This window comes from Xanthomonas sp. (genome assembly GCF_017163755.1).
In the GTDB taxonomy this organism is placed as follows: domain Bacteria; phylum Pseudomonadota; class Gammaproteobacteria; order Xanthomonadales; family Xanthomonadaceae; genus Xanthomonas_A.
In genome coordinates this window covers 1-24,265 of the sequence record NZ_JAFIWC010000035.1, presented here as the reverse complement: position 1 = coordinate 24,265, position 24,265 = coordinate 1, and the positions used below count along the sequence as shown (strand labels likewise).

The 24,265-nt window shown below is 71.5% G+C and carries 18 protein-coding genes; 6 read left to right on the top strand and 12 right to left on the bottom strand.

Features of this window, described 5'->3' with window-relative positions:
• Window positions 1-10: 10 nt before the first annotated feature.
• The gene (locus JR065_RS18990) at window positions 11-946 is read right to left on the bottom strand and encodes an NADP-dependent oxidoreductase (RefSeq protein ID WP_206235995.1); all 936 of its coding nucleotides are present in this window, start codon (window positions 944-946) and stop codon (window positions 11-13) included.
• Between the two features lie 103 nt (window positions 947-1,049).
• Between JR065_RS18990 and JR065_RS18985 the strand changes: the two genes are divergently transcribed.
• Window positions 1,050-1,925, top strand: coding sequence for a LysR family transcriptional regulator (locus JR065_RS18985; protein ID WP_206235994.1), 876 nt, complete (start codon window positions 1,050-1,052; stop codon window positions 1,923-1,925).
• Between the two features lie 441 nt (window positions 1,926-2,366).
• Here the strand turns inward: JR065_RS18985 and JR065_RS18980 are convergent, their stop codons facing one another.
• The 4 genes from JR065_RS18980 to JR065_RS18965 all read right to left on the bottom strand — a co-directional run bounded on the left by JR065_RS18980 (window position 2,367) and on the right by JR065_RS18965 (window position 6,246).
• Window positions 2,367-2,852 carry a hypothetical protein gene (locus JR065_RS18980; RefSeq protein WP_206235993.1) on the bottom strand — a complete coding sequence of 162 codons (486 nt, stop codon included), beginning with the start codon at window positions 2,850-2,852 and terminating at the stop codon, window positions 2,367-2,369.
• Window positions 2,853-3,068: 216 nt separating this feature from the next.
• A complete protein-coding gene (gene recQ / locus JR065_RS18975) occupies window positions 3,069-4,877 on the bottom strand; it encodes a DNA helicase RecQ (protein WP_206235992.1) in 1,809 nt (602 codons plus the stop codon).
• Between the two features lie 59 nt (window positions 4,878-4,936).
• Entirely contained in the window at window positions 4,937-5,479 is a 543-nt protein-coding gene (locus JR065_RS18970; RefSeq protein WP_206235991.1) for a hypothetical protein, read from the bottom strand.
• A 218-nt stretch (window positions 5,480-5,697) separates the two neighbouring features.
• A complete protein-coding gene (locus JR065_RS18965; RefSeq protein ID WP_206235990.1) occupies window positions 5,698-6,246 on the bottom strand; it encodes a Dps family protein in 549 nt (182 codons plus the stop codon).
• 92 nt (window positions 6,247-6,338) lie between these two features.
• Here JR065_RS18965 and hrpA point away from each other — a divergent pair, with 92 nt between their 5' ends.
• Entirely contained in the window at window positions 6,339-10,463 is a 4,125-nt protein-coding gene (gene hrpA, locus JR065_RS18960) for an ATP-dependent RNA helicase HrpA (RefSeq protein ID WP_206235989.1), read from the top strand.
• A 324-nt stretch (window positions 10,464-10,787) separates the two neighbouring features.
• Here the strand turns inward: hrpA and JR065_RS18955 are convergent, their stop codons facing one another.
• From JR065_RS18955 to pqqA, 6 genes are all read right to left on the bottom strand, one after another.
• Window positions 10,788-11,300 carry a hypothetical protein gene (locus tag JR065_RS18955; protein WP_206235988.1) on the bottom strand — a complete coding sequence of 171 codons (513 nt, stop codon included), beginning with the start codon at window positions 11,298-11,300 and terminating at the stop codon, window positions 10,788-10,790.
• 111 nt (window positions 11,301-11,411) lie between these two features.
• Complete coding sequence (gene pqqE / locus JR065_RS18950) at window positions 11,412-12,554, bottom strand: pyrroloquinoline quinone biosynthesis protein PqqE (RefSeq protein WP_241093761.1); 1,143 nt, start codon at window positions 12,552-12,554, stop codon at window positions 11,412-11,414.
• Window positions 12,551-12,829, bottom strand: a complete 279-nt coding sequence (pqqD, locus tag JR065_RS18945) for a pyrroloquinoline quinone biosynthesis peptide chaperone PqqD (protein WP_206235987.1) — start codon at window positions 12,827-12,829, stop codon at window positions 12,551-12,553. The genes pqqE and pqqD overlap by 4 nt, the downstream gene beginning before the upstream one ends.
• Complete coding sequence (gene pqqC, locus JR065_RS18940) at window positions 12,826-13,578, bottom strand: pyrroloquinoline-quinone synthase PqqC (protein WP_206235986.1); 753 nt, start codon at window positions 13,576-13,578, stop codon at window positions 12,826-12,828. The genes pqqD and pqqC overlap by 4 nt, the downstream gene beginning before the upstream one ends.
• Window positions 13,575-14,474, bottom strand: coding sequence for a pyrroloquinoline quinone biosynthesis protein PqqB (gene pqqB, locus JR065_RS18935; RefSeq protein ID WP_206235985.1), 900 nt, complete (start codon window positions 14,472-14,474; stop codon window positions 13,575-13,577). Before pqqB ends, pqqC begins: the two co-directional genes overlap by 4 nt.
• A 66-nt stretch (window positions 14,475-14,540) precedes the next feature.
• Window positions 14,541-14,621 (bottom strand): pyrroloquinoline quinone precursor peptide PqqA, encoded by an 81-nt coding sequence (gene pqqA, locus JR065_RS18930; protein ID WP_206236022.1) that lies wholly within the window; start codon window positions 14,619-14,621, stop codon window positions 14,541-14,543.
• Between the two features lie 297 nt (window positions 14,622-14,918).
• Here pqqA and JR065_RS18925 point away from each other — a divergent pair, with 297 nt between their 5' ends.
• A complete protein-coding gene (locus JR065_RS18925; RefSeq protein WP_241093764.1) occupies window positions 14,919-17,021 on the top strand; it encodes a RelA/SpoT family protein in 2,103 nt (700 codons plus the stop codon).
• A 200-nt stretch (window positions 17,022-17,221) separates the two neighbouring features.
• Entirely contained in the window at window positions 17,222-18,634 is a 1,413-nt protein-coding gene (locus JR065_RS18920) for a hypothetical protein (protein ID WP_206236021.1), read from the top strand.
• 182 nt (window positions 18,635-18,816) lie between these two features.
• Here the strand turns inward: JR065_RS18920 and JR065_RS18915 are convergent, their stop codons facing one another.
• Window positions 18,817-20,913: a glycosyltransferase gene (locus tag JR065_RS18915; RefSeq protein WP_206235983.1), complete on the bottom strand. Its 2,097-nt coding sequence runs from the start codon at window positions 20,911-20,913 to the stop codon at window positions 18,817-18,819.
• 93 nt (window positions 20,914-21,006) lie between these two features.
• On the opposite strand from JR065_RS18915, the gene mrcB reads away from it, so the two are divergent.
• On the top strand, window positions 21,007-23,433 hold the full coding sequence (mrcB, locus tag JR065_RS18910) for a penicillin-binding protein 1B (protein WP_206235982.1): 2,427 nt from the start codon (window positions 21,007-21,009) through the stop codon (window positions 23,431-23,433).
• A gap of 16 nt (window positions 23,434-23,449) precedes the next feature.
• Complete coding sequence (locus tag JR065_RS18905) at window positions 23,450-23,968, top strand: tetratricopeptide repeat protein (protein ID WP_206235981.1); 519 nt, start codon at window positions 23,450-23,452, stop codon at window positions 23,966-23,968.
• The last annotated feature ends 297 nt before the right edge of the window (window positions 23,969-24,265 follow it).

Below are 24,265 nucleotides of genomic sequence, written 5' to 3'. Positions count from 1 at the left end.
AAAGGGTGGGTTAGCGCGAAAAGTCCGCCACGACCTTGCCGGCCCGCGAGTCGGTGCGATTGCGTTCGATCGCCAGCGGGAGGTCGGCGAAACCGACCACCTCGCTGACCTTGGATTGCAGCGTGCCGCTGGCGATGTCCGCGGCCAGCGTTTCCATCAGTGCCGCGTCGGGCTTGTTCATGAACCACAGGCCGCGGCGGCCGGCCGGCGTGCGGGCCAGGATGTCCGGCGATGTCGTGCCGACGATGGCGCCGTCGGGCGCCAGCACTTGCCACGAGCGATCGAGCACCTCGCCGCCGACGTAGTCGAGCACCAGGTCGATGTCCCGGGCGAAGTCCTCGAAGCGTTGCGACCGGTAGTCGATGACATGGTCGGCGCCGAGGCTGCGCACGTAGTCCAGGTGCTCGGTGGCCGCCGTCGCGAACACCTCGGCCGCCGCGCGCTTGGCGTACTGCACGGCATACCCGCCCAGTCCGCCCGCCGCGCCGTGGATGAGGATCCGCTGGCCCGGACGGAGCGGTCCGGCATGGTGCAGGCTCTGCCAGGCCGCCACGGCCGCCACCGGGATGGCGGCGGCGCGGACGTCGTCCAGGCCTTCCGGCGTGCGGGACAGGTTCGCTTCGTTGACCGCCACGGACTCGGCGTAGGCGCCGAGCCCGCCCATCGAGCCCATGACGCGATCGCCGACACGGAAGCGGGAGGCGCCTGGGCCGACGGCCTCGACCACGCCCGCCAGTTCGAGGCCCAGCACGGCCGGCAGTTGCAGCGGGAAGGCGTCGCGCACATAGCCTTCGCGGACCTTCCAATCGAGGCCGTTCACGCCGGCGGCGCGGACCCGGACCAGGACCTGGCCCGGCCCTGCGGTGGGCTTTGCGACGTCGGCCACCTGCGCGGCATCGGCGCCGCCGTAGCTTCGGATCAGTACAGCGCGTTGGGTAGTGGTCATTTGTAGTTCCTCGTGTCGGGTGGTGGTGACCAGAAGATATGCCGTTGCATTACTAAAACTAAGACGCCAAGATGTAGATAGGCGGTTTCAAAAACGGAACACCATGGACCTGAACGCCCTGATCGATTTCACGCTTGTCGCCGCGAACGAGGGCCTGGGAAAGGCGAGCCGTGCCAGCGGCAGATCGAAGGCGACCTTGTCGCGGCGCATTTCCGACCTCGAAGAGCAACTGGGCGTGCGGCTGGTCGAGCGCAGCGCCCGCGGCCTGAAGCTCACCGAAGCCGGGCAGCTGCTGATGGCGCGGACCGAAGGGCCGCTGGGCGAGGTGTCCGAAGCGATGGCGGCGGCGCGGGAGGGCGTATCGGCGCCTCGCGGGCGCCTGCGCGTCGCATCGCCCGTCCTGTTCTCGCAGCTGGCGATGGGGCGCATCGGCGCCGAGTTCTGCGCCGCCTATCCCGAGGTCACGCTGGAGGTGGTGGCGGAAGACCGCGTGGTCGACCTGGTCGAGGAACAGTTCGACGCCGCGATCCGGATCAATCCCAGCCCGGACAGCAGCCTGGTCGGCCGCTGCTTCGCCAAGGACCGGCTGGTCGTGGTCGCCGCGCCCGACGTGCCCCTGCCGGCGCCCGGCGCGGCCAGGCCGGTGCCCGGCATCGTGATGTCGAGCTTCCAGCCGACCACCTGGAATCTCGACGACGGGCGCCTGATCCTGGAGCCCATCCCGAGGCTGAGGTTCTCGTCCTTCCTGATGATCCGCGACGCCGCCATCGCCGGCGGCGGCGCCGCGCTCATTCCGCAGTCCATCGCATGGAATCAGCTCGCCCGCGGCGAGCTGGTGCAGTGGGGCACGATATCCGGAGTGGAACCTGCGCTATGGGTCCTGCACACGTCCAGGCGCCTGGCGGCCCCGAAGGTGCGGGCGTTCGTCGACTTCATGTGCGCCCGATATCCGGACGTGTCGCTCGTCCTGAAGGGATAGCGATCACCCGCGATCGGCAGGCGCTCGACGTTGCGCTCCATCGCGGCCCCCATTCCGGGCCTGGCGCTGTAGATCGCTTTGGCGGTTTTTTCGCCAGCCGACGATGCGCCAAAAGGTGCCGGTGTTGCTGCCGACGCGTAGTCTACTGGGGCGGACACGATGCCGGATCGCCGCTGGCGCTGGCGCGGTGCGGCGGTGGCCGCAGTGCGATGGCGGCCGCTTGGTCGCGCTGCTGCGCCGGCCGCCTCCGGCTGGCGTCCACGCGCTGGGCACAGGCCGCGGCTGCCGCCAGCCTGCGCGTCGGGGCGGGCCGTGGATGCATTCGGTGGTGGTGGTGGCGTGGCGCGTTTCGCCGCCAGGCAAAAAAAGCGTAGCGGTAGTAGCCCCGCCGCTACCGGCGATGCAAGCGCGCCGGCGGCGCGACGACCGGCCTGCTGGCTACTACCAGCCGCCGTACGGGTAGCCGCCGCCCCAGCCCGGGCCGTAGCCGAAGCCGGGGCCTTCGCCCTGGCCGACGCTGATGCTGATGCCGATCTGGCGCGGCTTGCCGTCGTCGTTGTAGTAGGTCTTGCACAGGTTGAGGTCGGCGGCCTGGTAGTTGCTGTTGCCGCCGCGCTTGGAATAGCCGATGCCGGTGGAGACGCTGCCGTGCACTTCGCCCTTGCAGCGGTCGGCCTGCGCCTGCGCGTACTCGGCCTGGGCCTGGGCGGCCTGCGCCTTCTGCGCCGAGGCCGAGGTGCCGCTGGTGTCGCCGTAGTAGGCGCCGGGCGGATCGGCGTTGTAGACCGGGTCCGACGCGTACTTGATCGGTTCCTGCGGCACGCTCAGGTCCAGCGCGCGCTTGGTCGCGTCGCTGTCGGCACCGGTCTGGGCGAGCGCCGGGCCGCTGAGCAGGAGGCAGGCTAGCACTAGTGAGGATCGTTTCATCGGACGTACGCCAGGAGGGTATGGGCGCGACAGTGGAAGCGGAGGTTCCCGCCATCGTGGACCGAAGCTATCAATACCACGTTGAACCCGGCCTGTCGGCGGCCGGGGATTTTTGTGCCAGTGCCGACACGAAACGCTGGCGCCGGCATGCGCGCGCGGTCCGCCCCGGCGCCCGTCCGCTCGCGCGTTGCGGCCGGCGCCGCGCCGCCGAGCTGGCTAGCCCTGCGCGCGGACGATGTCGATCAGCTGCTGGCCGTAGCGCGACAGCTTGGTGCCGCCGATGCCGCCGACATGCGCCAGCTCGTCCAGGCTGGTCGGGCGCTGCTCGGCGATGTTGCGCAGGGTGCTGTCGTGGAAGATCACGAACGCGGGCACGTTCTGCTCCTTGGCCAGGCCGGCGCGCAGGTCGCGCAGGGCGTTGAACAGGCCCAGGTCCTGCGGCTGCACCGGCAGGCCGGTGCGCGGGCTGCCGCTGCGGTCGCCGCGCTCGCGGCCGCGGCTGGGCGCCTCGCGGCGCATCATGATCTGGCGCTGGCCCTTGAGCACCTCGCGGCTGGCGTCGGTCAGGCGCAGGCCGCCGTAGGCGTCGCTGTCCACTTCCAGCAGGCCGGTGGCGACCAGCTGCCGGAACACGCCGCGCCAGGCGCGCGCGTCCAGGTCCTTGCCGATGCCGTAGGTGCTGAGCCGGTCGTGGCCGAACTGCTTGATCTTCTCGCCGTCGCTGCCGCGCAGGATGTCGATCAGGTGGCCGACGCCGAAGCGCTGGCCGCTGCGGTAGACGCAGCTCAGCGCCTTCTGCACGGCCACGGTGGCGTCCCACGCGGCGGCCGGCTGCAGGCAGTTGTCGCAGTTGCCGCAGGGCTGGGGGTAGGTCTCGCCGAAGCCGGCCAGCAGCACCTGGCGCCGGCACTGCATCGATTCGCAGTAGCCGAGCAGCTGGTCGAGCTTGCGCCGCTCCACGCGCTTGCGGTCCTCGCCGGCCTCGCCCTGCTCGATCATCTGCTTGAGCAGCACCACGTCGCCCAGGCCGTAGCACAGCCAGGCCTCGGCGGGCTCGCCGTCGCGGCCGGCGCGGCCGGTTTCCTGGTAGTAGCCTTCCAGCGACTTGGGCAGGTCGGTGTGCGCGACGAAGCGCACGTCCGGCTTGTCGATGCCCATGCCGAAGGCGATGGTGGCGCACATCACGATGCCGTCCTCGCGCAGGAAGCGGCGCTGGTTGGCCGCGCGCACCTCGGCCGGCAGGCCGGCGTGGTAGGGCAGGGCGCTGAGCCCCTCCTTGGCCAGGAACTCGGCGGTCTCCTCGACCTTGCGCCGCGACATGCAATAGACGATGCCGGCGCTGCCGCGGTGCGCGCGCAGGAAATCCAGCAGCTGGCGGCGGCTGTTGTCCTTCTGCACCACGGTGTAGCGGATGTTGGGGCGGTCGAAGGAGCTGACGAAGTGGCGCGCCTGGGTCAGGTCCAGGCGCTCGGCGATCTCGCGCTGGGTCGGCGGATCGGCGGTGGCGGTCAGGGCGATGCGCGGGGTCTGCGGCCAGCGTTCGTGCAGCACCGTGAGCTGCCGGTATTCGGGGCGGAAATCGTGGCCCCATTGCGACACGCAGTGCGCCTCGTCGATCGCGAACAGGGCGATGCGGCTGCGCTCGATCAGCGACAGGAAGCGCGGGGTCAGCAGGCGCTCGGGGGCCACGTAGAGCAGATCCAGCTCGCCGGCCAGCAGCTCGCGCTCCACACGCTGGGCGGTTTCGCCGTCCAGCGTGGAATTGAGGTATTCGGCGCGCACGCCGAGCTGGCGCAGCGCCTCGACCTGGTCCTGCATCAGCGCGATCAGCGGCGAGATGACGATGCCGGTGCCGTCACGCAGCAGCGAGGGAATCTGGTAGCACAGCGACTTGCCGCCGCCGGTGGGCATCAGCACCAGAGCGTCCTGGCCGGCGGCGACGTGTTCGACGATGTCCTGCTGCGGGCCGCGGAATCGGTCGTAGCCGAACACGCGGCCGAGCACGGTATGAGCGGGTGATTGCATCGGCCTAGGATACCGCGTAGGTCAAGTGCGGCCGAGCGCCGCCGCCGAGCGCCGCGGCGTCAGGCAAGCGATGCGGCAGGCGTAGGCATTGCCCGACGCGCGCGGCGCCTGCCGACGAAGTGGCCGAGCAGCAGCGCCGGCAGCGCGACGAGCAGCGCTGCCGAACACGCCAGCGCCGGCGCGATCAGCGCTACCAGCTGCGCCGGGTGGTCTGGGTCGTGTCCGTGCGCCCACCATGCCACCGCCAGCATGCCCAGGCCGCTCGCCAGCAGCAGCAAGGCCAGCGCGGTCAGCTTCGGCACGCTGCGCTGCTGCGGCTGGCAGCTGTCCACCGCCAGGGCCAGGGCGACGCAGGCGGTCCACACTCCGGCGAACCAGTTCAGCGCGGGCACCAGAAAGCCGACGCTGTAGTTGATCGCGGTCAGCACGGCGAGCAGCAGCGCGACCAGGCCATGCCCGCCATTGCTGGGAACGCCCGAGTCGCCCAGCAGCCACCACCCGTGAAAGCCGGCGGCCAGGCCAGCCATGGCGCCGACGGCGCACCCCAGCACGATGGCCAGCAGCGGGCGACGCAGCGAGGGATACGGAGACGGGGCGGTCATCGAACGTCCATGTAGGTGGGGGGCCACCCTGGGACGTCAGTATGCAGGATGTAGGCGAGGCAGCAGGCCTCTTGCGTGGAGCTTTCAGCGTGCAAGCCCCCTTGAGTCAAGGGGGCGCGCCGACAGGCGCGGGGTTGTGGGAGGCGAGTGAGCAGGGGCCCAAGGTTTCGCCATCGGCGAAACCTTGGGTAAGCCCGCCAGGGGCGAAGCCCCAGGGCTTACTGCAGCAGCGACCGCAACATCCACGCATACTTCTCGTGGGTCTGCAGGCGCTGGGTCAGCATGTCCACCGAAGGGTCGTCGCCGGCGTCGTCGGCGACCTTGAGCACCTTGCGCGCGGTGCGGCACACGGCCTCGTTGCCGACCACCAGCTGGCGCACCATCTCGCGCCAGTCGGCGCTGTCGGTCAGGCCCGGCTCTTCGGGGATCGAGGTCAGCGCGGCGAACTCCTTGTACGAGCCCGGCGCGTTGAAGCCCAGCGCGCGGATGCGCTCGGCGACGTCGTCCAGCGCGCCCCACTGCTCGGTGTACTGGGTCTCGAACATCAGGTGCAGCGAGTTGAACATCGACCCGGTCACGTTCCAGTGGAAGTTGTGGGTCTTCAGGTACAGGGTGAACGCGTCGGCCATGAACTGCGACAGGCCGTCGGCGATCTTCTTGCGGTCGCCGCCGCTGATCCCGATATCGATGTTCGGGGCCGACGGCGCAAGCGCCGCGAGCGGCTGGGTCGGGGTCTTGGTCTTGACGGGGGTCTTGTTCTTGGCCATGGGGCGTGCTCCTGAGGGTTATGAACGATATGGCGTCACAATAGACAGACTAAAGCATGCGATGTAATTCAAAGTTCAACGGCACCTGATTGATGAGCACTATCGAAAAGCAACTGGCCACCCGGCTGCGCGAGCGCCGCGGCGCGATCGACGGCGCGATGACCCGCGACCGCGGCCGCCTGTTCGGCCTATGGTCGCGCTGGCAGGCCGCGCCCGGCAATGCCGCACTGGAGGCCGCCTTCGAGCAGGCGCTGGGCGCGTCGCTGTCGCGGTTCCAGGCGCGCGCCGCGTCGCAGCCGCCGATCACCTTGGACGAACAGCTGCCGATCGCGCGTGAAGCCGAGCAGATCGTCGCGCTGATCCGCGCCCACCAGGTGGTGGTGATCGCCGGCGAGACCGGTTCGGGCAAGACCACCCAGTTGCCCAAGCTGTGCCTGGCGGCCGGACGCGGCGTGGCCGGCATGATCGGCTGCACCCAGCCGCGGCGGATCGCCGCGCGCGCGGTGGCCACGCGCGTGGCCGAGGAACTGCGCACGCCGGTCGGCGGCGCGGTGGGGTTCCAGGTGCGCTTCAACGACCGGGTCGGCGACGACACCCGGATCAAGTTCATGACCGACGGCATCCTGCTGGCCGAGATCGCCAGCGACCGCTGGCTCTCCAGCTACGACACGATCATCGTCGACGAGGCGCACGAGCGCAGCCTCAACATCGATTTCCTGCTCGGCTACCTCAAGCAGCTGCTGCGCAAGCGCCCGGAGCTGAAGGTGATCGTGACCTCGGCGACGATCGACACCGCGCGTTTCGCCGAGCATTTTGACGGCGCGCCGGTAATCAGCGTGGAGGGCCGCACCTTTCCGGTGGAAGTGCGTTACCGGCCGCTGGAAGGCGAGGGCGGCGGTGCGGATGGCGAGGGCGAGGACCGCGCCGGCGAGCGCACCGTCAACGACGCGATCGTGGCCGCGGTGGACGAGATCACCCGGCTTGACCCGCGCGGCGACGTGCTGCTGTTCCTGCCCGGCGAGCGCGAGATCCGCGACGCGCACCAGGCGCTGGAACGGCGCAAGTACCGCGAGACCGAGGTGCTGCCGCTGTACGCGCGACTGTCCACCAGCGACCAGGACCGGGTGTTCAAGCCCGGCCCGCGGCGGCGGCTGGTGCTGGCCACCAACGTGGCCGAGACCTCGCTGACGGTGCCGCGGATCCGCTACGTGATCGACCCGGGCTATGCGCGGATCAAGCGCTACAGCCCGCGCCAGAAGCTGGACCGGCTGCACATCGAGCCGATCTCGCAGGCCAGCGCCAACCAGCGCAAGGGCCGCTGCGGGCGCATCGCCGAGGGCATCTGCTACCGGCTGTACGCCGAGGCCGATTTCCAGGCGCGGCCGGAATTCACCGATCCGGAGATCCGCCGCTCCAGCTTGGCCGGGGTGATCCTGCGCATGCTGCAGCTGGGCCTGGGCCGGATCGAGGACTTCCCGTTCCTGGAGCCGCCGGACGAGCGCGCGGTCGCCGACGGCTGGCAGCAGCTGGTGGAATTGGGCGCGGTCAGCGACGCCGACCGCCACGGCATGCGCACGCTCACCGAGATCGGCCGCAAGATGGCGCGGCTGCCGGTGGACGTGAAGCTGGCGCGGATGCTGGTGGCCGCGCAGCAGCACGGCTGCCTGCGGCCGATGCTGGTGATCGCCGCGTTCCTGGGCATCCAGGACCCGCGCGAACGCCCGCCGGAAGCGCGCGAGGCGGCCGACAACGCGCACGCCAAGTTCGCCGATGCGCGCTCGGAGTTCGTCGGCATCCTGCGCCTGTGGGACGGCTACCGGCAGGCGCACGAGGAGCTGACCCAGTCCAGGCTGCGCGACTGGTGCGGGCGGCATTTCCTCGGCTTCCTGCGCATGCGCGAGTGGCGCGAACTGCACCGCCAGTTGCACCTGCTGTGCGAGGAACTGGGCTGGACCGAGGAACCGGCGGCGGCGTCGCTGACGCCGTTGCTGGCCGGCGCCGCGTCGCCGCCCCCGGCCCGCGATGCCGAGACCAGCGCGCGCGCCACCCGCGGCCAGCTGCACCGCGCTGCGCGGCTGGCGCGCGAAGGCCGCAGCGAGGCGGCGGCCGCGCCCGCGCCGGCCGAACCCAGGCCCGCGCCCCCGGCCACCGATGCCGACGCGCCGCGCGCGAGCGAGCGCGAACGCAGCGCCGCCTACCAGGCGTTGCACCGCGCGCTGCTCGCCGGCCTGCCGACCCAGGTCGGCCATCGCAGCGACAAGGGCGATTTCCTGGCGCCGCGGCAGCGCCGCTTCCTGCTGTTCCCGGGCTCGGCGCTGGCCAAGAAGCCGCCGCCGTGGGTGCTGCCGGCCACGCTGCTGGACACGCAGAAGGTGTGGGGCATGATCAATGCCGCGATCGAACCGGACTGGGTCATCGCCGAGTTGCCGCACCTGTTGGCGCGCAAGCACTTCGATCCGCACTGGTCGCGCGCGCAGGGGCAGGTGCTGGCGTCCGAGCAGATCAGCCTGTTCGGGCTGGTGCTGGCGCCGAAGAAGCCGGTGCACTACGGGCGCATCGATCCGCCCGGCGCGCACGAGCTGTTCGTGCGCCAGGGGCTGGTGCCGGGGGAGATCAACACCCGCGCCAGCTTCGTCGCCGACAACCAGAAGGTGCTGGCGCAGGCGCACGAGGAAGAAGCCAAGCTGCGCCGCGCCGGCATCGTTGCCGACGAGGACTGGCAGGCGCGCTGGTACCTGGACCGGATTCCGGGCGAGATCCATTCGGCCAGCGGCCTGGACGCGTGGTGGAAGACGCTGCCGCCCGCGCAGCGGCGCACGCTGCACTGGACGCTGACCGACCTGCTGCCGGGCGAGGGCAGCGAGGCCGACCGCTATCCGAAGTACTTCGCGCTGGGCGATGCGCGGCTGGCGCTGCACTACAAGTTCGAGCCCGGCGCGGCCGACGACGGCGTGACCCTGGAGGTGCCGGTGCACCTGCTCAACGCGCTGGACCCGGCGCGGCTGTCGTGGCTGGCGCCGGGCTTCGTCGCCGACAAGGCGGCGGCGCTGATCCGCAGCCTGCCCAAGGCGCAGCGGCGCAACTACGTGCCGGCGCCGGATTTCGCGCGCGCGTTCTACGAGGCGTTCCCGCAGCCCGGCGCCGACGACATCCGCGGCGAACTGGCGCGCTTCCTGCAGCGCGCCACCGGCGCGGCGGTGGCGGCGCTGGACTTCGACGAAGCGGCGCTGGAGCCGCACCTGCGCATGAACCTGCGCCTGCGCGACGACGCCGGCAAGGTGCTGGCCGAATCGCGCGACCTGGACGCGCTGCGCGCGCGCTTCGGCGAGCGCGCCGGGCAGGCGTTCGCCGCGCGCGCCGGGCGCGAGATGGCCGCCGAGGGCCTGCGCGAGTTCCCGTCCGCGCCGATCCCGCTGCAGGTGCCCGGCGAGGCCGGGGTGCCGGCCTATCCGGCGCTGGTCGACGAGGGCGAAACCGCGGCGCTGCGCATCTTCGCCGACCGCGCGCAGGCCGAAGCGGCGCATCCGCGCGGCGTGCGCCGGCTGCTGGAGATCGCGCTGGCGGACAAGGCCAAGCAGGCGCGCAAGCAGTTGCCGGTCTCGCCGAAGACCGGGCTGCTGTACGCGGCGATCGAGTCGCAGGAACGCCTGCGCGGCGACCTGGTGGATGCGGCGATGAACGCGCTGCTCGAACACGGCCTGGACGCGATCCGCGACCCGGGCAGCTTCGCCCAGCGCCGCGATGCGGCCGGCAAGCAGCTGTTCGGCGAGGCGATGGAGCGGCTGAAGCTGGCCGAGGCGATCATGGGCGCGGCGGCGGAACTGAAGCCGCAGCTGGAATCGCCGCTGATGGGCTGGGCCAGCGGCAACCTCGACGACCTGCGCGCGCAGCTGGCCGCGCTGGTGCATCCGGGCTTCCTGCGCGAGACGCCGGCCACGGCGCTGGCGCAGTTCCCGCGCTACCTGCGAGCGATGATCCTGCGCGCCGAACGCGCCAAGCGCGATCCGGCGCGCGACCAGGCGCGGATGCTGGAGCTCAAGCCGTTCGTCGACGCATTGGCCGCCGCCGCCGCGGCCGGACGCAGCGGCGATCCGCAATGGCAGGCGCTGCGCTGGGACCTGGAGGAATTGCGCGTGTCCTTGTTCGCGCAGGAACTCGGCGCCAAGGCCGGGATCTCGGCGAAGAAGCTGGCGCAGCGGGTGGCTGGGTTGCGGTGATTGTTTGGGGACCCGGGACCCGGGACCCGGTCGGGACTCGGGGACTCGGGGACTCGGGACTCGGGACTCGGGATTTTCGCAAGTTCGCCGCATCTTTGCTTTTCTGTGGGAGGGGCTTCAGCCCCGACGCTTTACCGGTAAGGCGTCGGGGCTGAAGCCCCTCCTACAGAAAGCAGTCGTGCCGCAGCTGCGGGAAAAGCGCCGCTTTTCTTGAAAAAATAATGGCAATTTTTTCATCACATCGCTTTACAGCTATTTCCCCGGGACATCATCCTGCCGTCCCGAGTCCCGAGTCCCGAGTCCCGCTCATCGCCAATGCCGGAACTACTTGACCCGGCGCACCTTGGCCTGGGTGTTGTAGTTGGCGACCTGCAGGTACCACACGCCCATCAGGCCCGGCCGGATCTTGATCTTGGGCGCGTCCAGGCGCACGCCGGCCAGGCTGGCCGGTTCGATCTGCTCCCATTCCTGGCCGTTGGCCAGCACGAAGCGCCGGCCCTTGCCGAACCCGCTGAATTGACCGACCAGCGTGCTCTCGATCGGTTCCTTGCTGCCGAAATCGAAGAAGCCGCGGTTCTTGACGATCACTTCCTGGCGGCCTTCCTCTTTCGCCTTTTCCAGGGCCGTGGCGGTGTCCTTGGCCACCTTGCCCTGCAGCCAGTCGTTCAGCGCCGACAGTTCCTGCGGCGACAGCTTGTCCAGCCCGGCGGCCTTGAACTCCTGCGCGGACATCTGCGTCTGCAGGTCGCCGGACACGGCGCGCTGGGCGGCGGCGGGGACGGCGGCCATGGCGAAGGCCGCGCACAGGACCACAGGAGTGAGGCGCGCAAGGAGCATGTTGGAAGTCCGGCGTTGGGATGCGGCGTAGTGTAGTCGCTCGCCACGCGTGCGGCGCATGGCCGGCAAGGCGAAGGCCGCGCCGCCGGCGCCGCGGCGGACGCGTCCGCTTCAGCCGCCTTCGCGGGGGGCGGTTTCGCGCAGCGGGCGCCGGTAGACGAACTCCGGCGCGGGCGCGGCCGCCTCGCCGCGCGCCAGCGCCTGCACCGACGCATGGGCGTCGGCGCGTTCGCAGACCGGATCCAGGGTGGCGGCATCGCCGCTCAGCGCCAGCGCCTGGCAGCGGCAGCCGCCCCAGTCGATCTCGCGCTTGGGACAGCCCTGGCAGACCTCCGGCATCCACGCCGTGCCGCGGAAGCGGGTGAAGGCGTCGCCGTCCTGCCAGATCGCCGCCAGCGGACGCTCGCGCAGGTTCTCGAACACCATGTCCGGCAGGGTTTCGGCGGCGTGGCAGGGCAGCACGTCGCCGCGCGGGGAGATGTTGACGAAGCGCTGGCCCCAGCCGCCCATGCACGCCTTGGGCCGGTGCGCGTAGTAGTCGGGGGTGACGAAGTCGATGCTCAGCCGCTGCTGCAGGCGCGCGCGCGCGTCGGCGACCGCGACCACGGTGGCGTCGATCTGCTCGCGGCTGGGCATCAGCGCGGCGCGGTTGCGCAGGCCCCAGCCGTAGTACTGGGTGTGCGCCACTTCCAGGCGCTCGGCGCCCAGTTCCAGCGCCAGCTCGATCATCGCCGGCACGCCTTCGGCGTTGTGGCGGTGGATCACCGCGTTGATCGTCAGCGGCAGGCCGAGCGCGGTGACCGCGGCGGCGAACGCGCGCTTCTTGGCCAGGCTGTCGCGGTAGCCGGCGATGCGGTCGGCGCCGGCCGCGTCGGCGTCCTGCACGCTCAGCTGCACGTGCTCCAGCCCGGCGTCGGCGAGTTGCGCCAGCATCGGCGCGCCGCCGGCCACGCCGGAGGTGATCAGGTTGCTGTACAGCCCCAGCCCGCGCGCGTGCGCGACCAGCTCGGGCAGGTCCTTGCGCAGCATCGGTTCGCCGCCGGAGAAGTGCGCCTGCAGCACGCCCATCGCCGCGGCCTGATCCAGCGCGCTGCGCCAGCCGGCGGTGTCCATCTCCTCGCGCAGCCCGGCCAGCGCGATCGGGTTGGAGCAGTACGGGCATGCCAGCGGGCAGCGATGGGTCAGCTCGAGCAGGATCGACAGCGGCGGCGGGGCGATCGCGCGCGTGGCGTCCATGGCGGTCACCGCGTTCATGCGCGCAGCAGCCGCTTGTCGAACAGCTGTGCGGCCAGTTCGAGAACGTCGCGCTGCACTTCGTCCGGATCGGCATCGAATTCGCCGGCCAGCTCGTGGGCGATCGCCGTCAGCGGCCGCTGTCCGTCGCAGCGCGAGACGATCGCATGCGCGATCTCGTCCAGTTCCACCACGCGTTCGGGCGCCAGCAGCACCCATTGCTCCCGGGTGCGGTCGTGCTGCAGGCGCACGCCCGGCGCCAGCCGCGGGCAGCTGTCCGGCGCGAGCGCGCTCATGCCACGGCCTGCGCCGGCGCTGGCGCCGGGACGAAGGCTTCCGGCCAGGCGACGCCGGGTTCGACGTAGGCGAAATGCAGCGCGTCCAGCTGCGACCACAGCACGCCGCACTTGAAGCGCAGCGCGGCCTTCACCTGTTCCTGCGTTTCCACGGTGTCGGCGTGGCGCCGGACGTAGTCCAGCGCGAAGTCCGAATCGCGCGGCGCCTCGTGCAGGCGGTGTTCGAAATAGGCCAGCGCCTCGCGCGAGACGAAGTCGTAGTGCTGCAGCATGCCGGCCACGCGGCGGCCGATGATGCCTGGCGCGAACAGTTCGGTCAGCGACGAGGCGATCGCCTCCAGCAGGCTCTTCTCGCGCACGAAGTGCAGGTAGGCCTGCACCGCGAAGCGGGTGCCGGGCAGCAGCGCGCGCCCGGACTGCACCAGTTCGCGGTCCAGGCCCAGCGCGTCGGTCAGGTGCAGCCAGCGCGCGATGCCGCCTTCGCCCTCGGCGCTGCCGTCGTGGTCGACGATGCGCTGGCGCCAGATCCGGCGCAGCGCCGGGTCGTCCATCCGCGCCAGGATCGCCGCGTCCTTCAGCGGGATGCAGCGCTGGTACTCGTAGCGGTTCAGCGCCCACGCCTGCACCTGGCCGCGGTCGAGCCGGCCGCCGTGCAGCAGCGCATGGAACGGATGCTGGTCGTGGTACAGGCGCGCGCCGATCGCGCGCAGTTCCGCTTCCAGCTGGTCGGGCGTGAGCAGTGCGGTCACAGCGTGATCTCCATGCCGTCGTAGCCGACGTCCCAGCCCTGCGCGGCCACCGCGGCATGTTCGGGCGAGCCGGCGTGCAGGATCGGGTTGGTGGTGTTGATGTGGATGAACACCTTGCGCGCCACGTCCAGGTCGGCGAACGCGCGCAGCGTGCCGCCCTCGCCGTCGATGCTCAGGTGGCCCATGCGCTGTCCGGTCTTGGCGCTGACGCCGAGCCGGACCAGTTCGTCGTCCTGCCACAGGGTGCCGTCGAAGAACACCAGCTCGGCGCCACGCAGGCGCGCGCGCAGCGCGTCGGTCATCGCCGCGCAGCCGGGCACGTAGTGGAAGCGGTGGCGGCCGTCGTCGATGGTCAGCCCCAGCGTCTCTTCGCTGGATCCGGCAAGGTCGCCGTGCTGGCGGCTTTCCATGAACAGCGGCACCTTGCCGGGCACCGGGAACGGCGTGACCTGCAGCCCGAGCAGCGCCAGCGGCGTGTCCAGGGCGAAGGCATGGCGCTGCACGAACTCGGGATTGAGCGCGTCGAACACCGGGTTCTGCGCCAGCAGGTCGAGCACGCGGCCGCTGGCGTGCAGCGCGAAGCGCTGGCTCTCGCGCATGGAAAGCAGGCCGGCGATATGGTCGATCTCGCCGCTGGTCAGCAGCACCGCCTCGATCGGCGAATGGCGCAGGCCCTGTTGCGGCCACAGTGCCGGCGTGGCCAGCAGTTGCTGGCGGAAGTCCGGCGAGGCGTTGACCAACAGCCAGCGCTGGCGGTCGGCGCTGACCGCAATGCTGGCCTGGGTACGACGTCGGGCACCCGGTTGTTGCTGCCAGGCCCGCAGGCTCGCGGGGGTATGGCAATTCCACTGCGGGTGCCCTCCGCCGGCCGCCGATCCCAATACGATGATGTGCATCCGGTCTCCGTCTATGGCGCCTGCCGGTCGCGCATCGGTCCGCTGAGGAAGGGGGCTATCGCACCATCAGAGCTCGCCGGAGGCGTAACAGTTGATTTCCGCGCCTACGCAGATTTCCCGGATCATCGGCTTCTTCCACGTCTTCATCGCACTACCTCTTGATTGAGTGGCCAACGGGACGACACCTGCGTTCGTCGACTGCGGCGAGGCAAGCGTCGTCTCGAGAATAGGCGCGTGCCTGGCCCAGGTTGTGAAATTTGGGTGAAGCGGCCACAACGTGGAAGGCGGTCACACTGAGCCCCGGGTGCGTGCGGCGGCCGCCGCAATTGTGGGCGGGCGCGCAAGCGCGTTAGTGTAGGCGCATCGATTTCGCAGATGTCTTAAGCCTTGGACCACTCCCCGCTCACCGCCCTGGAGACGCTGCTGCAGCGTCCGTCTGCGGCGATGCTGCCGCCTGCGCTGCGCGAAGCGCTGCTGCAGGCCTGGCAGGCGCCGCAGACCGACCGCCACAGCCGCGAGCCGTGGCCGGTGCTGGCCGACACCCTGGACGCGCTGGCGCTGCTGTCGGCCGACGAGGCCGCGCTGGTCGCCGCGCTGCTGTTCGACCTGCCGGGCCTGCGCGCGCAGCTGGCGCAGCTGCCGATCGCGCCGGCGGCGCGCGCGCAGGCGGTGAGCGGCCTGCTCGACGGCCAGGACGCGGCCGATCAGGTCTGGGCGCTGCACGCCGGGCGCGAGGCCGGGCGCAACAGCGAGGGCCTGCGCCGGCTGCTGCTGTCGATCGTGCAGGACCTGCGCGTGGTGCCGGTCCTGCTGGCCCGGCAGCTGGCCAAGATGCGCGTGGCCGACAAGCTGCCCGAGGAGCAGCGCCGCGCCCTGGCGCAGCTGACCCGCGACATCCACGCGCCGCTGGCCAACCGCCTGGGCATCTGGCAGCTGAAGTGGGAGCTGGAGGACCTGGCGTTCCGCCACCTGGAACCGGACACCTACCGGCGCATCGCGCGCGAGGTCGACGAGAGCCGGGTGGCGCGCGAGCGCTACCTCGAGGCGGTGAAGAAGGCCTTGTCCAAGGCGCTGGCCGAGCAGGGCCTGCGCGCGGAGATCAGCGGCCGGCCGAAACACATCTACAGCATCTGGCGCAAGATGCAGAAGAAGCGGCTGGCGTTCGACCAGCTGTACGACCTGCGCGCGGTGCGGGTGATGGTCGACGACGTGGCCGCCTGCTACGCCGCGCTGGGCGTGGTGCACGCGCTGTGGGCGCCGGTGCCCAGCGAGTTCGACGACTACATCGCGCGGCCCAAGGCCAACGACTACCGTTCGCTGCATACCGCGGTGGTCGGCCCGGAAGGGCGCACGATCGAAGTGCAGATCCGCACCCACGACATGCACGCCCAGGCCGAGCTCGGCGTGGCCGCGCACTGGCGCTACAAGGAAGGCAGCAAGGGCGCGGAGAAGGCGTTCGACCGCAAGATCACCTGGATGCGGCAGCTGCTCGAGCACTCGCAGGACGGCGCCCAGGGCGAGCTGGCCGGTGCGCTGGATGCGGAGCTGGCCGAGGACCGGGTCTATGCGCTGACCCCGCGCGGCGAGGTGCTCGACCTGCCGCAGGGCGCCACCCCGCTGGACTTCGCCTACCACGTCCACACCATGGTCGGGCACCGTTGCCGCGGGGCCAAGATCAACGGCCGCATCGTGCCGCTGACCCACAAGCTGCGCAGCGGCGACCGCGTCGAGATCCTCACCGGCAAGGAGGCCGAGCCGCGCCGCGACTGGCTGCTGCCGGCCAACGGCTACCTGGCCAGCGGCCGCTCGCGCGACAAGGTGCGGGCCTGGTTCCACAAGCTCGACCGCGCGCGCAACGTGCAGGCCGGCAAGGACCTGCTCGACCGCGAACTCAAGCGCCTGGGCCTGCAGCACGCCGACCTGCTGCCGGCGGCGAAGAAGTTCCATGCCGACGGCATCGACGAGCTGTACATCCAGGTGGCGCTGGGCGACGTGGGCCCCAGCCAGGTCGGGCGCGCGCTGCACGAGGCCGAGCGCGCGCTGGCCCAGCCCGCCGCGCCGGCGGTGCCGCGGCCGACGGCACGGCGCAGCGGCCTGGCCAAGTCCAAGTTCACCGTGCAGGGCGTCGGCAACCTGCTGGTGCAGCTCGCGCGCTGCTGCCAGCCGGTCGCCGGCGAGCCGATCGCCGGCTACCTGACCCGGACCCGCGGCGTCACCGTGCACCGGCTCGATTGCCCGGCGTTCGCGCGCCTGGCCGCGAGCAATCCGCAACGCGTGCTGCCGGTGGAGTGGGGCCAAGCCGGCGGCGGCTACGAAGTGGACGTGCTGGTGCGCGCGGTCGACCGGCGCTGGCTGCTGAAGGACATCAGCAACCTGATCGCGCAGGAGGATGCGCACGTGCTGGAGATCAACAGCGACAACGTGCGCGACAGCGGCCGCGCACAGCTGCGGCTGCGGCTGAAGGTCAGCGACTACGGCCAGCTGTCCACGCTGCTCGGCAAGCTCGATGCGCTGCCCGGCGTCGACGAGGCGCGGCGGCTGGGCTGAGCCGTGGCGGCGTGCGTGCGTTGCGCATGCGCCGGGAGTGGCGGCGTCGGCGCCGTGCCATGGACGCACGTTAAGCTGCGCGGGTGAGCCAGCCGCCCGATCCGACCCGCGACAGACCCCGGCGCGCGCCACGGCGCGTACCGCTGTGGCGCGACCGGCGTGTCTGGCGCCGGGTGCTGGCGCTGCTGCTGGCGGCGGCGATGACCCTGGTGGTGTTCCGCCAGCCGCTGGCCGACAAGCTGTGGCCGGACACGCGCATCCAGCAGTTGCTCGACCAGGGCTACGCGGCGCTGCGCAGCGGACGGCTCAGCGCCGCCGACGGCAGCGGCGCCCGGCAACGCTTCGAGGCGGCGCTGGCGCTGGACAGCGACCGCAGCCAGGCGCGCAGCGGCCTGGCCGCGACCGGCCGCGCCGCGCTCGGCCAGGCGCGCGCGGCGCTGGCCGCCGGACGCTACCCGCAGGCACGCGCGGCGCTGGCGTTGGCGCGCGAACTGCAGGTGCCGCGCGCCGATGCCGAAGCGCTGGAGAACGAGTTGCGCCGGCGCCAGGCCGCCCATGCCGGCATCGACCAGTTGCTGCGCGACGCGGCGCAGGCCCGCCGCGAAGGCCGCCTGGACGGCGCGGACGATGCCGCGCTGCCGCTGTACCGGCAGGTGCTGGGTTTCGCGCCGGAGCGCACCGAGGCGCTGGAGGGCCGCGAGGACGCCCTGTCGGAAGTGCTGCAGCGCGCGCGCGCGGCGCTGGCGCAAGGCGAGATCGCGAGCGCGGCGACGCTGGTCGCCAGCGTCCGCGGCTACGATCCCGGCCATGTCGAACTGCCTGCGGCGCAGGCGGATTTGAACCGCGCCCTGGAAGCAGTGCAGCAGCGCGCCGAACAGGCCTTGCGCCGGCAACGCCTGGACGCGGCCGCGCGCGGTTTCGCGCAGGTGCTGGCGGCGGTGCCGGGCGATGCCGCCGCGCAGTCCGGCCAGGCGCGCACGGCGGCTGCCTACGCGATGCAGGCTGCGCGCTACGCCGCCGACTTCGGTTTCGCCGACGCCGAACGCGCGCTGCACAGGGCGCGCGCGCTGGGCGCCGAGCCGCGCACCCTGGCCGATGCCGAACAGGCGCTGGCGCGCGCGCGCCAGGCGCAGGCGTCGCTGCAGTCGCCGATGTCGCCGGCCGAGCGCGGACGGCGCCTGCGCCGGCTGCTGGACGCGATCGCGCAGGCCGAGGCGCGCGGGCAGTGGCTGACGCCGCCCGGTGCCAGCGCCTACGACCAGCTGCTCGCCGCGCAGGCGCTGGCGCCGCGCGATGCGCGCGTGCGCGCTGCCGAACGGCGCGTGCTGGCCGCGCTGGGCGATTGTTTCGAGGACGAGTTGCGCGGCAACCGGGTGCTGGCCGCGGGCGCCTGCTACGACGCGTGGCGTGCGCTGGCGCCGGGCGCGGACGGCGTGGCGACCGCACGGCGCCGGCTGGCGCAGCGCTGGGTGGCGGTCGGCGACGAGCGGCTCAGCGCCGGCGATGCCGGCTTCGCCCGCCAGGCGCTGCGCCGCGCGCGCGCGATCGACCCGGCCACGCCGGAACTGGCCGCGTTCGCCGAGCGCCTGCGCAGCCTGCCGCCGGAGCGCTGAGCCGGGCTGGGCGGGTCGCGAAGGTGGGAATGGTGAAACGGGAATCGGAAAACGAGAAGCGGGAAGCGGTCGGGCCATGCCCAAGGGCCGGGTGGCGCTCAGGCCGGTCTGGCGAATCGGTCGCAACGAGCTGCCCTAGCGGCGGCCGGTGCCTTCCGCTTACGCAGTAGATCGCCCGCCGATCATTTCAGGAATACCTCGCGCACCATGGCGCGCGCCGCATCCAGCGAAAAGTGCGTGGCGATGTTGCGCAGGCCGTTGTGCGCCAGCGTGTTCCACAGCGCTTCGTCCTGGTAGGCGCGTACTACGGCGGCGGCGAACTGGGCCGCGTCGTCGGCGACCAGCACGTCGTGGCCATCGCGCAGATGCATGCCTTCCACCGCGCACGAGGTGGCCACCACCGGCTGCCCGTGGGCCATGCTCAGGTTCACCTTGCCCTTGACCCCGGCGCCGAAGCGCAACGGCGCGATGGCCAGGCGCGCGCCGTCCATGTACGGCGCGATGTCGGGCACGTGCCCGTGCAGCTCCACGCCCGGCAGCGCCGCGCCGAGCCGCAGCAGGTCCTCGGGCGCGTGCGCGCCGATGCAGTGCAGGCGGATGCCGGGCAGGCGCTGGCTCAGCATCGGGAACACGTCCTGCAGGAACCAGCGCATCGCGTCGACATTGGGCGGATGGCGGAAGCCGCCGACGAAGACCAGGTCGCGGCGCTGCGCCCACGGCAGCCCGGGACCGGCCAGCTCGTGCAGGTTGGAGACCAGCGCGGTGCGGATCTGCGGCGCCTCGCGCTGCAGCTGTTCGCGTTCGGCCGCGCTGACCAGCACGGTGACGTCGACCTGCGCCATCACCGCATGCTCGCGCGCGCGGGTGCGCTCGGCCTCGCGCAGCAGGCGCGCATCGCCGGCCAGCTCGGCGCCGCGGCGCTCGCGCAGGTAGTGCAGGTCCACCGTGTCGAACAGGCGCCGCGCCTGCGGGGCGAACTCGGCAAGCAGCGGCAGGCATTCGCTGGCCACGTGGTGACGCACCAGCAGCACCGCATGGAAGCGCGCGCCGTGCTCGCGCAACCACTGCGCCAGGCTTTTCAGGTATGGCGCGTACCACACCTCCACGCCGAGGCGCTGCAGGGCCTCGCTGTGGCGGCTGGCGTGCTCGCGGCCGCTGGGCACGAACACGACGTGCGCGCCTTCGTCCAGCAGCAGGCGGATCAGGTTGAGCTGGCGCAGCGACGCCGAATCGCGGTCCGGCTGCGGCAGCGCTTCGTCGATGATCAGCACCTGGCGCTGGTGCCGATGCAGCCGCGCCGGATCCGGCACGGTGCCGGGAACGAGCTGCCGCGGCAGCACCTGGGCCCACTTTTGCGCGAACACGCCGCGGTTGCGCACCTGGTAGGCCTTGATCCCGCTGCCGGTATCGGTGCCGTTGCTGGTGCCTTCGTCGTGCACCACCTGGCTCGACGGTTGCACCAGCGTGCGCAGGCCGCCGGCGCGCACGGCGAAGGCCAGGTCGGTGTCCTCGTAGTACGCCGGTGCGTAACGGGTATCGAAACCGCCCAGCGCCAGGAAGCGCTCGCGCGCGATCGCCAGCGCCGCGCCGGAGCCGTAGTCGATGTCGCGCAGATAGGCATAGCGCGGGTCGTCGGGCGATTCGAAGCGGCCGTAGCTCCATGCGCCGCCGTCGGCGAAGACCACGCCGCCGGCTTCCTGCAGGCGCCCGTCCGGGTACAGCAGCTGCGCGGCGACCAGGCCGGCCTGCGGCAGCTGGGCGAAGGTGTCCAGCAGCGCGTCGAGCCAGCCCGGCTGCGGCACGGTGTCGTTGTTGAGGAACACCAGGTACCGGCCGCGCGCCAGCGCCGCGCCGTCGTTGCAGCTGGCGATGAAGCCGCCGTTGCGCGGACGCAGGTGGTAGCGCAGGCCGCCGATCCGCGGCATCCACTCGGACGTCTCGTCGCTGCTGCCGTCGTCGATCACCAGGATCTCGCACGCGGCGGCGGGCGGATGCGCGGCCAGTGCGCGCAGGCAGGCCAGGGTATGCGCGCTGTGGTTGTAGACCGGGATGACGATGCTCGCCAGCGGCGCTTGGCTGCACGGCACCGCGAACGGCGCGAACGGCGCCGGCGCGACCTGGTACAGCGCGCGCCGCGGCGGCGGCAGGGTCCGGGTGTGCACGCGCAGGCGCTGCCAGGTGCTGCGCCAGCCGCGCGTGCGCAGGCTCGCCAGCCCGCGCCGGACCAGGCCGGCCAGGCGGTTCAGGGCGTAGCGCGCGTCGGCCCAGGACATCGACATCCGTTGCAACTCCAGCTTAAGCGAGGGGGCCGGCGCGCCGCGCTGCCTGCTGGGCTGCGCTAGACTCGCCGGAATTTACATTCTCGCATCCCCGTGCCACGACGCTACGATCACCACGACACCGACGATCAGGACCATGACGACCTCGACGGCGATGTCTCGCCCTGGCGTCGTCGTCTGCTCACCTGGGGCCTGGCGGCGGTTGCGCTGGGCCTGGGCTTCCTGATCCCGTACACGGTCTATCTGAACAAGCAGGTGACGCAGCGCTTCGGCGAGCTGCGCTGGCAGATCCCCACCCGGGTCTACGCGCGGCCGCTGGCGCTGGCGCGGGACACTGCGATGGACGCGCAGACGCTCAAGACCGAACTGGATGCGGCCAGCTACCGCGAGGACACCGGCGGCATGCGCCCGGGCACCTACCAGCAGGACGGCGGACGCTTCGTGATCGCCAGCCGCGGCTACGTCGATGTCGACGGGCGGGTCGCGCCCAGGCGGGTGGAAGTGAGCCTGTCCGGCGGCCGCGTGGCGTCGCTGCGCGACGCGCAGACGCGCAAGGCGTTGAACGCGGCGCGGCTGGATCCGGCGCGCATCGCCACCCTGTACGGCCAGAAGCAGGAAGAGCGGCGGCTGGTCCGGGTCGACGAAGTGCCCGAGCTGCTGGTCACCGGCCTGCAGGCGGTGGAGGACCGCGACTTCAACTACCACCACGGCATCGACCTCAGCGGCATGGTGCGCGCGGCCTGGGTGATGCTGCGTTCCGGCGGCAAGAGCCGGCAGGGCGCCAGCACGCTGACCCAGCAGCTGGCGCGCAGCGGCCTGCTCGGCATCGGCAAGGAGCAGACCCTCACCCGCAAGTTCAACGAGATCCTGTACGCATTGATCATGGAGGCGCGCTACGACAAGCGCACCATCCTGGAGGCGTATCTCAACCAGGTGTACCTGGGCCAGCGCGGTGGCCAGGCGATCCACGGCGTGGCCTCCGGCGCGGAGTTCTGGTTCGGCCGCGACCTGGATTCGCTGGCGCCCGAGCAGGTCGCGCTGCTGATCGGCCTGGTCAAGGGCCCGTCGTACTACGACCCGCGGCGCTATCCGGAACGTGCGCTGGACCGGCGCAACTTCGTGCTCGGCAAGCTGCGCCAGAGCGAGCTGATCGACGAGGCCGCGTACCGGACCGCGCTGGCCGCGCCGCTGGGCGTATCCAAGAATCCCGGCCTGGTCGCCGCCAACCGCTTCCCGGCCTACGTGGACCTGGTGCGCCGCCAGCTGGCGCGCGACTATCCGGAAAGCGCGCTGCAGGGTGCCGGGCTGAGCGTGCTGACCGGCATGTCGCCGTCGGCGCAGGCCTATGCCGAGGGCGCGGTGACACGCACCATCAAGTCGCTGGAAACCAACAAGAAGCGACCGCCGCTGCAGGCCGGACTGGTGCTGACCGATACCCACAACGGCGACGTGCTGGCGGTGGTCGGCAGCCGCGACGTGTCGCAACCCGGCTTCAACCGCGCGATCGAGGCGCAACGCCAGGTCGGCTCGCTGCTCAAGCCGTTCGTGTACCTGCTGGCGCTGGCGCAGCCGGACCGCTATTCGCTGGCCAGCTGGGTCGACGATTCGCCGGTGACGGTGCAGCTCAGCCGCGGCAAGCGCTGGACCCCTGGCAATTCGGACAACCGCAGCCACGGCACGGTGCGCCTGGTCGATGCGCTGGCGCATTCCTACAACCAGGCCACGGTGCGGGTCGGCATGCAGGTCGGGCCGGAGCGGGTGGCGCAGCTGGTCAAGGTGCTGGCCGGGCTCGAGGCCGAGGTCAATCCCTCGCTGATCCTGGGCGCGACCGACCAGAGCCCTTACGCGATGACACAGCTGTACCAGTTCCTGGCTTCCGGCGGCGAGATCCAGCCGCTGCACGCGGTGCGCGGCGTGCTCGATCCGCAGGGCAAGCTGCTCAAGCGCTACGACAAATCGCCGGCGCCGGCGCAGCAGGGCGACTCGATCGCCGCCAACCTGGTCGGGATCGCGTTGCAGCAGGTGGTCAGCAACGGCACCGCGCGGCAGCTGATGGGCGACGGCCTGGGCAGGCTGTCCCCGGCCGGCAAGACCGGCACCAGCAACGATGGCCTGGACAGCTGGTACGCCGGCTATACCGGCGACCACCTGGCGGTGGTCTGGATCGGCAACGACCAGAACAAGCAGACCGGCCTGTACGGCGCCACCGGCGCGATGCGGGTGTGGTCGGGGATCTTCTCGCGCCTGCCGAGTTCGCCGCTGAGGGTGCAGGGCAAGGGCATCGACTGGCAGTGGGTGGATCCGGCCGGCACCAACAGCACCGATGCCAGCTGCCCCGGCGCGCGCCAGTTCCCGTTCGTCGCCGGCTTCGCGCCCGCCTACGCGCCGTGCGCGCCGCCGCCGGCGCTGCCCGAGGAGTCGGAGGGCAGCGGCGAGAGCGGCGGCTGGCGCAGCTGGTTCGGCCTGGACAAGAAGGAAGCGGCCCCCGCCGACGCCGCCTCCACGCCCCCGGCGCAATGATCCACGGATGCCTGCCATGACCCGATACGCCCCCACCGCCATCGTCCTCAGCCTGCTGCTGTCCGCCTGCGTCAGTGCGCCGCCGCCCCCGCCGGCCGCGCCGGTGGACACCACCACGCCGGCACAGCGGCTGGCGCTGATCGAGGCCAGCGGCGGCGCCGACGACACCGAACTGAGCGTGCAGCCGCTGCGCGATCCGCAGGTCGAGGACCTGCGCGAGAGCGCCAAGCGCAAGCGCGCCGCCGGCGACCTGGGCGGCGCGGTGGCCGCGCTGGACCAGGCGCTGCAACTGGTGCCGGAAGACCCGGCGCTGCTGCAGGAGCGCGCCGAGCTGGCCTTGCTGTTGAAGGACGACGCACAGGCCGAGGCCTTCGCCAAGCGGGCCATCGACCTGGGCTCGCAGACCGGCCCGCTGTGCCGCCGGCACTGGGCCACGATCGAGCAATCGCGCCTGGCCCGCGGCGAGAAGGAGAACGCGGCGTCCGCGCACGCGCAGATCGAGCGCTGCACGGTGGCGGGGGTGAAACGGTACTGAGGCCGGGACTCGGGACTCGGGACTCGGGATTTTCGCAAGTTCGCAGCTTTACGCTTTATTTGTAGGAGGGGCTTTAGCCCCGACGCGTTACCGGTAAGGCGTCGGGCTAAAGCCCCTCCTACAGAAAAGCGGCTTGGCTGAGGCTGTCTAAAAAGCTGCTTTTTTCTCAAAAAAATCGGCACATTTTTCATCAAATCGCTTGACAGCGATTTACACCGGCGCAGCATCCTGCCGTCCCGAGTCCCGAGTCCCGAGTCCCGAGTCCCGAGTCCCGAGTCCCGAGTCCCGAGTCCCGAG

Excerpts from the sequence above, each read along its gene's own strand:
- pqqE (WP_241093761.1), bottom strand. The coding sequence starts at position 12,554 with ATGAACGCGGTGACCGCCATGGACGCCACGCGCGCGATCGCCCCGCCG.
- JR065_RS18925 (WP_241093764.1), top strand. The coding sequence starts at position 14,919 with ATGCTGCCGCCTGCGCTGCGCGAAGCGCTGCTGCAGGCCTGGCAGGCG.
- hrpA (WP_206235989.1), top strand. The coding sequence starts at position 6,339 with ATGAGCACTATCGAAAAGCAACTGGCCACCCGGCTGCGCGAGCGCCGC.
- pqqA (WP_206236022.1), bottom strand. The coding sequence starts at position 14,621 with ATGAAGACGTGGAAGAAGCCGATGATCCGGGAAATCTGCGTAGGCGCG.
- pqqB (WP_206235985.1), bottom strand. The coding sequence starts at position 14,474 with ATGCACATCATCGTATTGGGATCGGCGGCCGGCGGAGGGCACCCGCAG.
- JR065_RS18985 (WP_206235994.1), top strand. The coding sequence starts at position 1,050 with ATGGACCTGAACGCCCTGATCGATTTCACGCTTGTCGCCGCGAACGAG.
- JR065_RS18970 (WP_206235991.1), bottom strand. The coding sequence starts at position 5,479 with ATGACCGCCCCGTCTCCGTATCCCTCGCTGCGTCGCCCGCTGCTGGCC.
- JR065_RS18915 (WP_206235983.1), bottom strand. The coding sequence starts at position 20,913 with ATGTCGATGTCCTGGGCCGACGCGCGCTACGCCCTGAACCGCCTGGCC.
- JR065_RS18965 (WP_206235990.1), bottom strand. The coding sequence starts at position 6,246 with ATGGCCAAGAACAAGACCCCCGTCAAGACCAAGACCCCGACCCAGCCG.
- JR065_RS18905 (WP_206235981.1), top strand. The coding sequence starts at position 23,450 with ATGACCCGATACGCCCCCACCGCCATCGTCCTCAGCCTGCTGCTGTCC.
- JR065_RS18980 (WP_206235993.1), bottom strand. The coding sequence starts at position 2,852 with ATGAAACGATCCTCACTAGTGCTAGCCTGCCTCCTGCTCAGCGGCCCG.
- JR065_RS18990 (WP_206235995.1), bottom strand. The coding sequence starts at position 946 with ATGACCACTACCCAACGCGCTGTACTGATCCGAAGCTACGGCGGCGCC.
- recQ (WP_206235992.1), bottom strand. The coding sequence starts at position 4,877 with ATGCAATCACCCGCTCATACCGTGCTCGGCCGCGTGTTCGGCTACGAC.
- JR065_RS18920 (WP_206236021.1), top strand. The coding sequence starts at position 17,222 with ATGACCCTGGTGGTGTTCCGCCAGCCGCTGGCCGACAAGCTGTGGCCG.
- JR065_RS18955 (WP_206235988.1), bottom strand. The coding sequence starts at position 11,300 with ATGCTCCTTGCGCGCCTCACTCCTGTGGTCCTGTGCGCGGCCTTCGCC.
- pqqD (WP_206235987.1), bottom strand. The coding sequence starts at position 12,829 with ATGAGCGCGCTCGCGCCGGACAGCTGCCCGCGGCTGGCGCCGGGCGTG.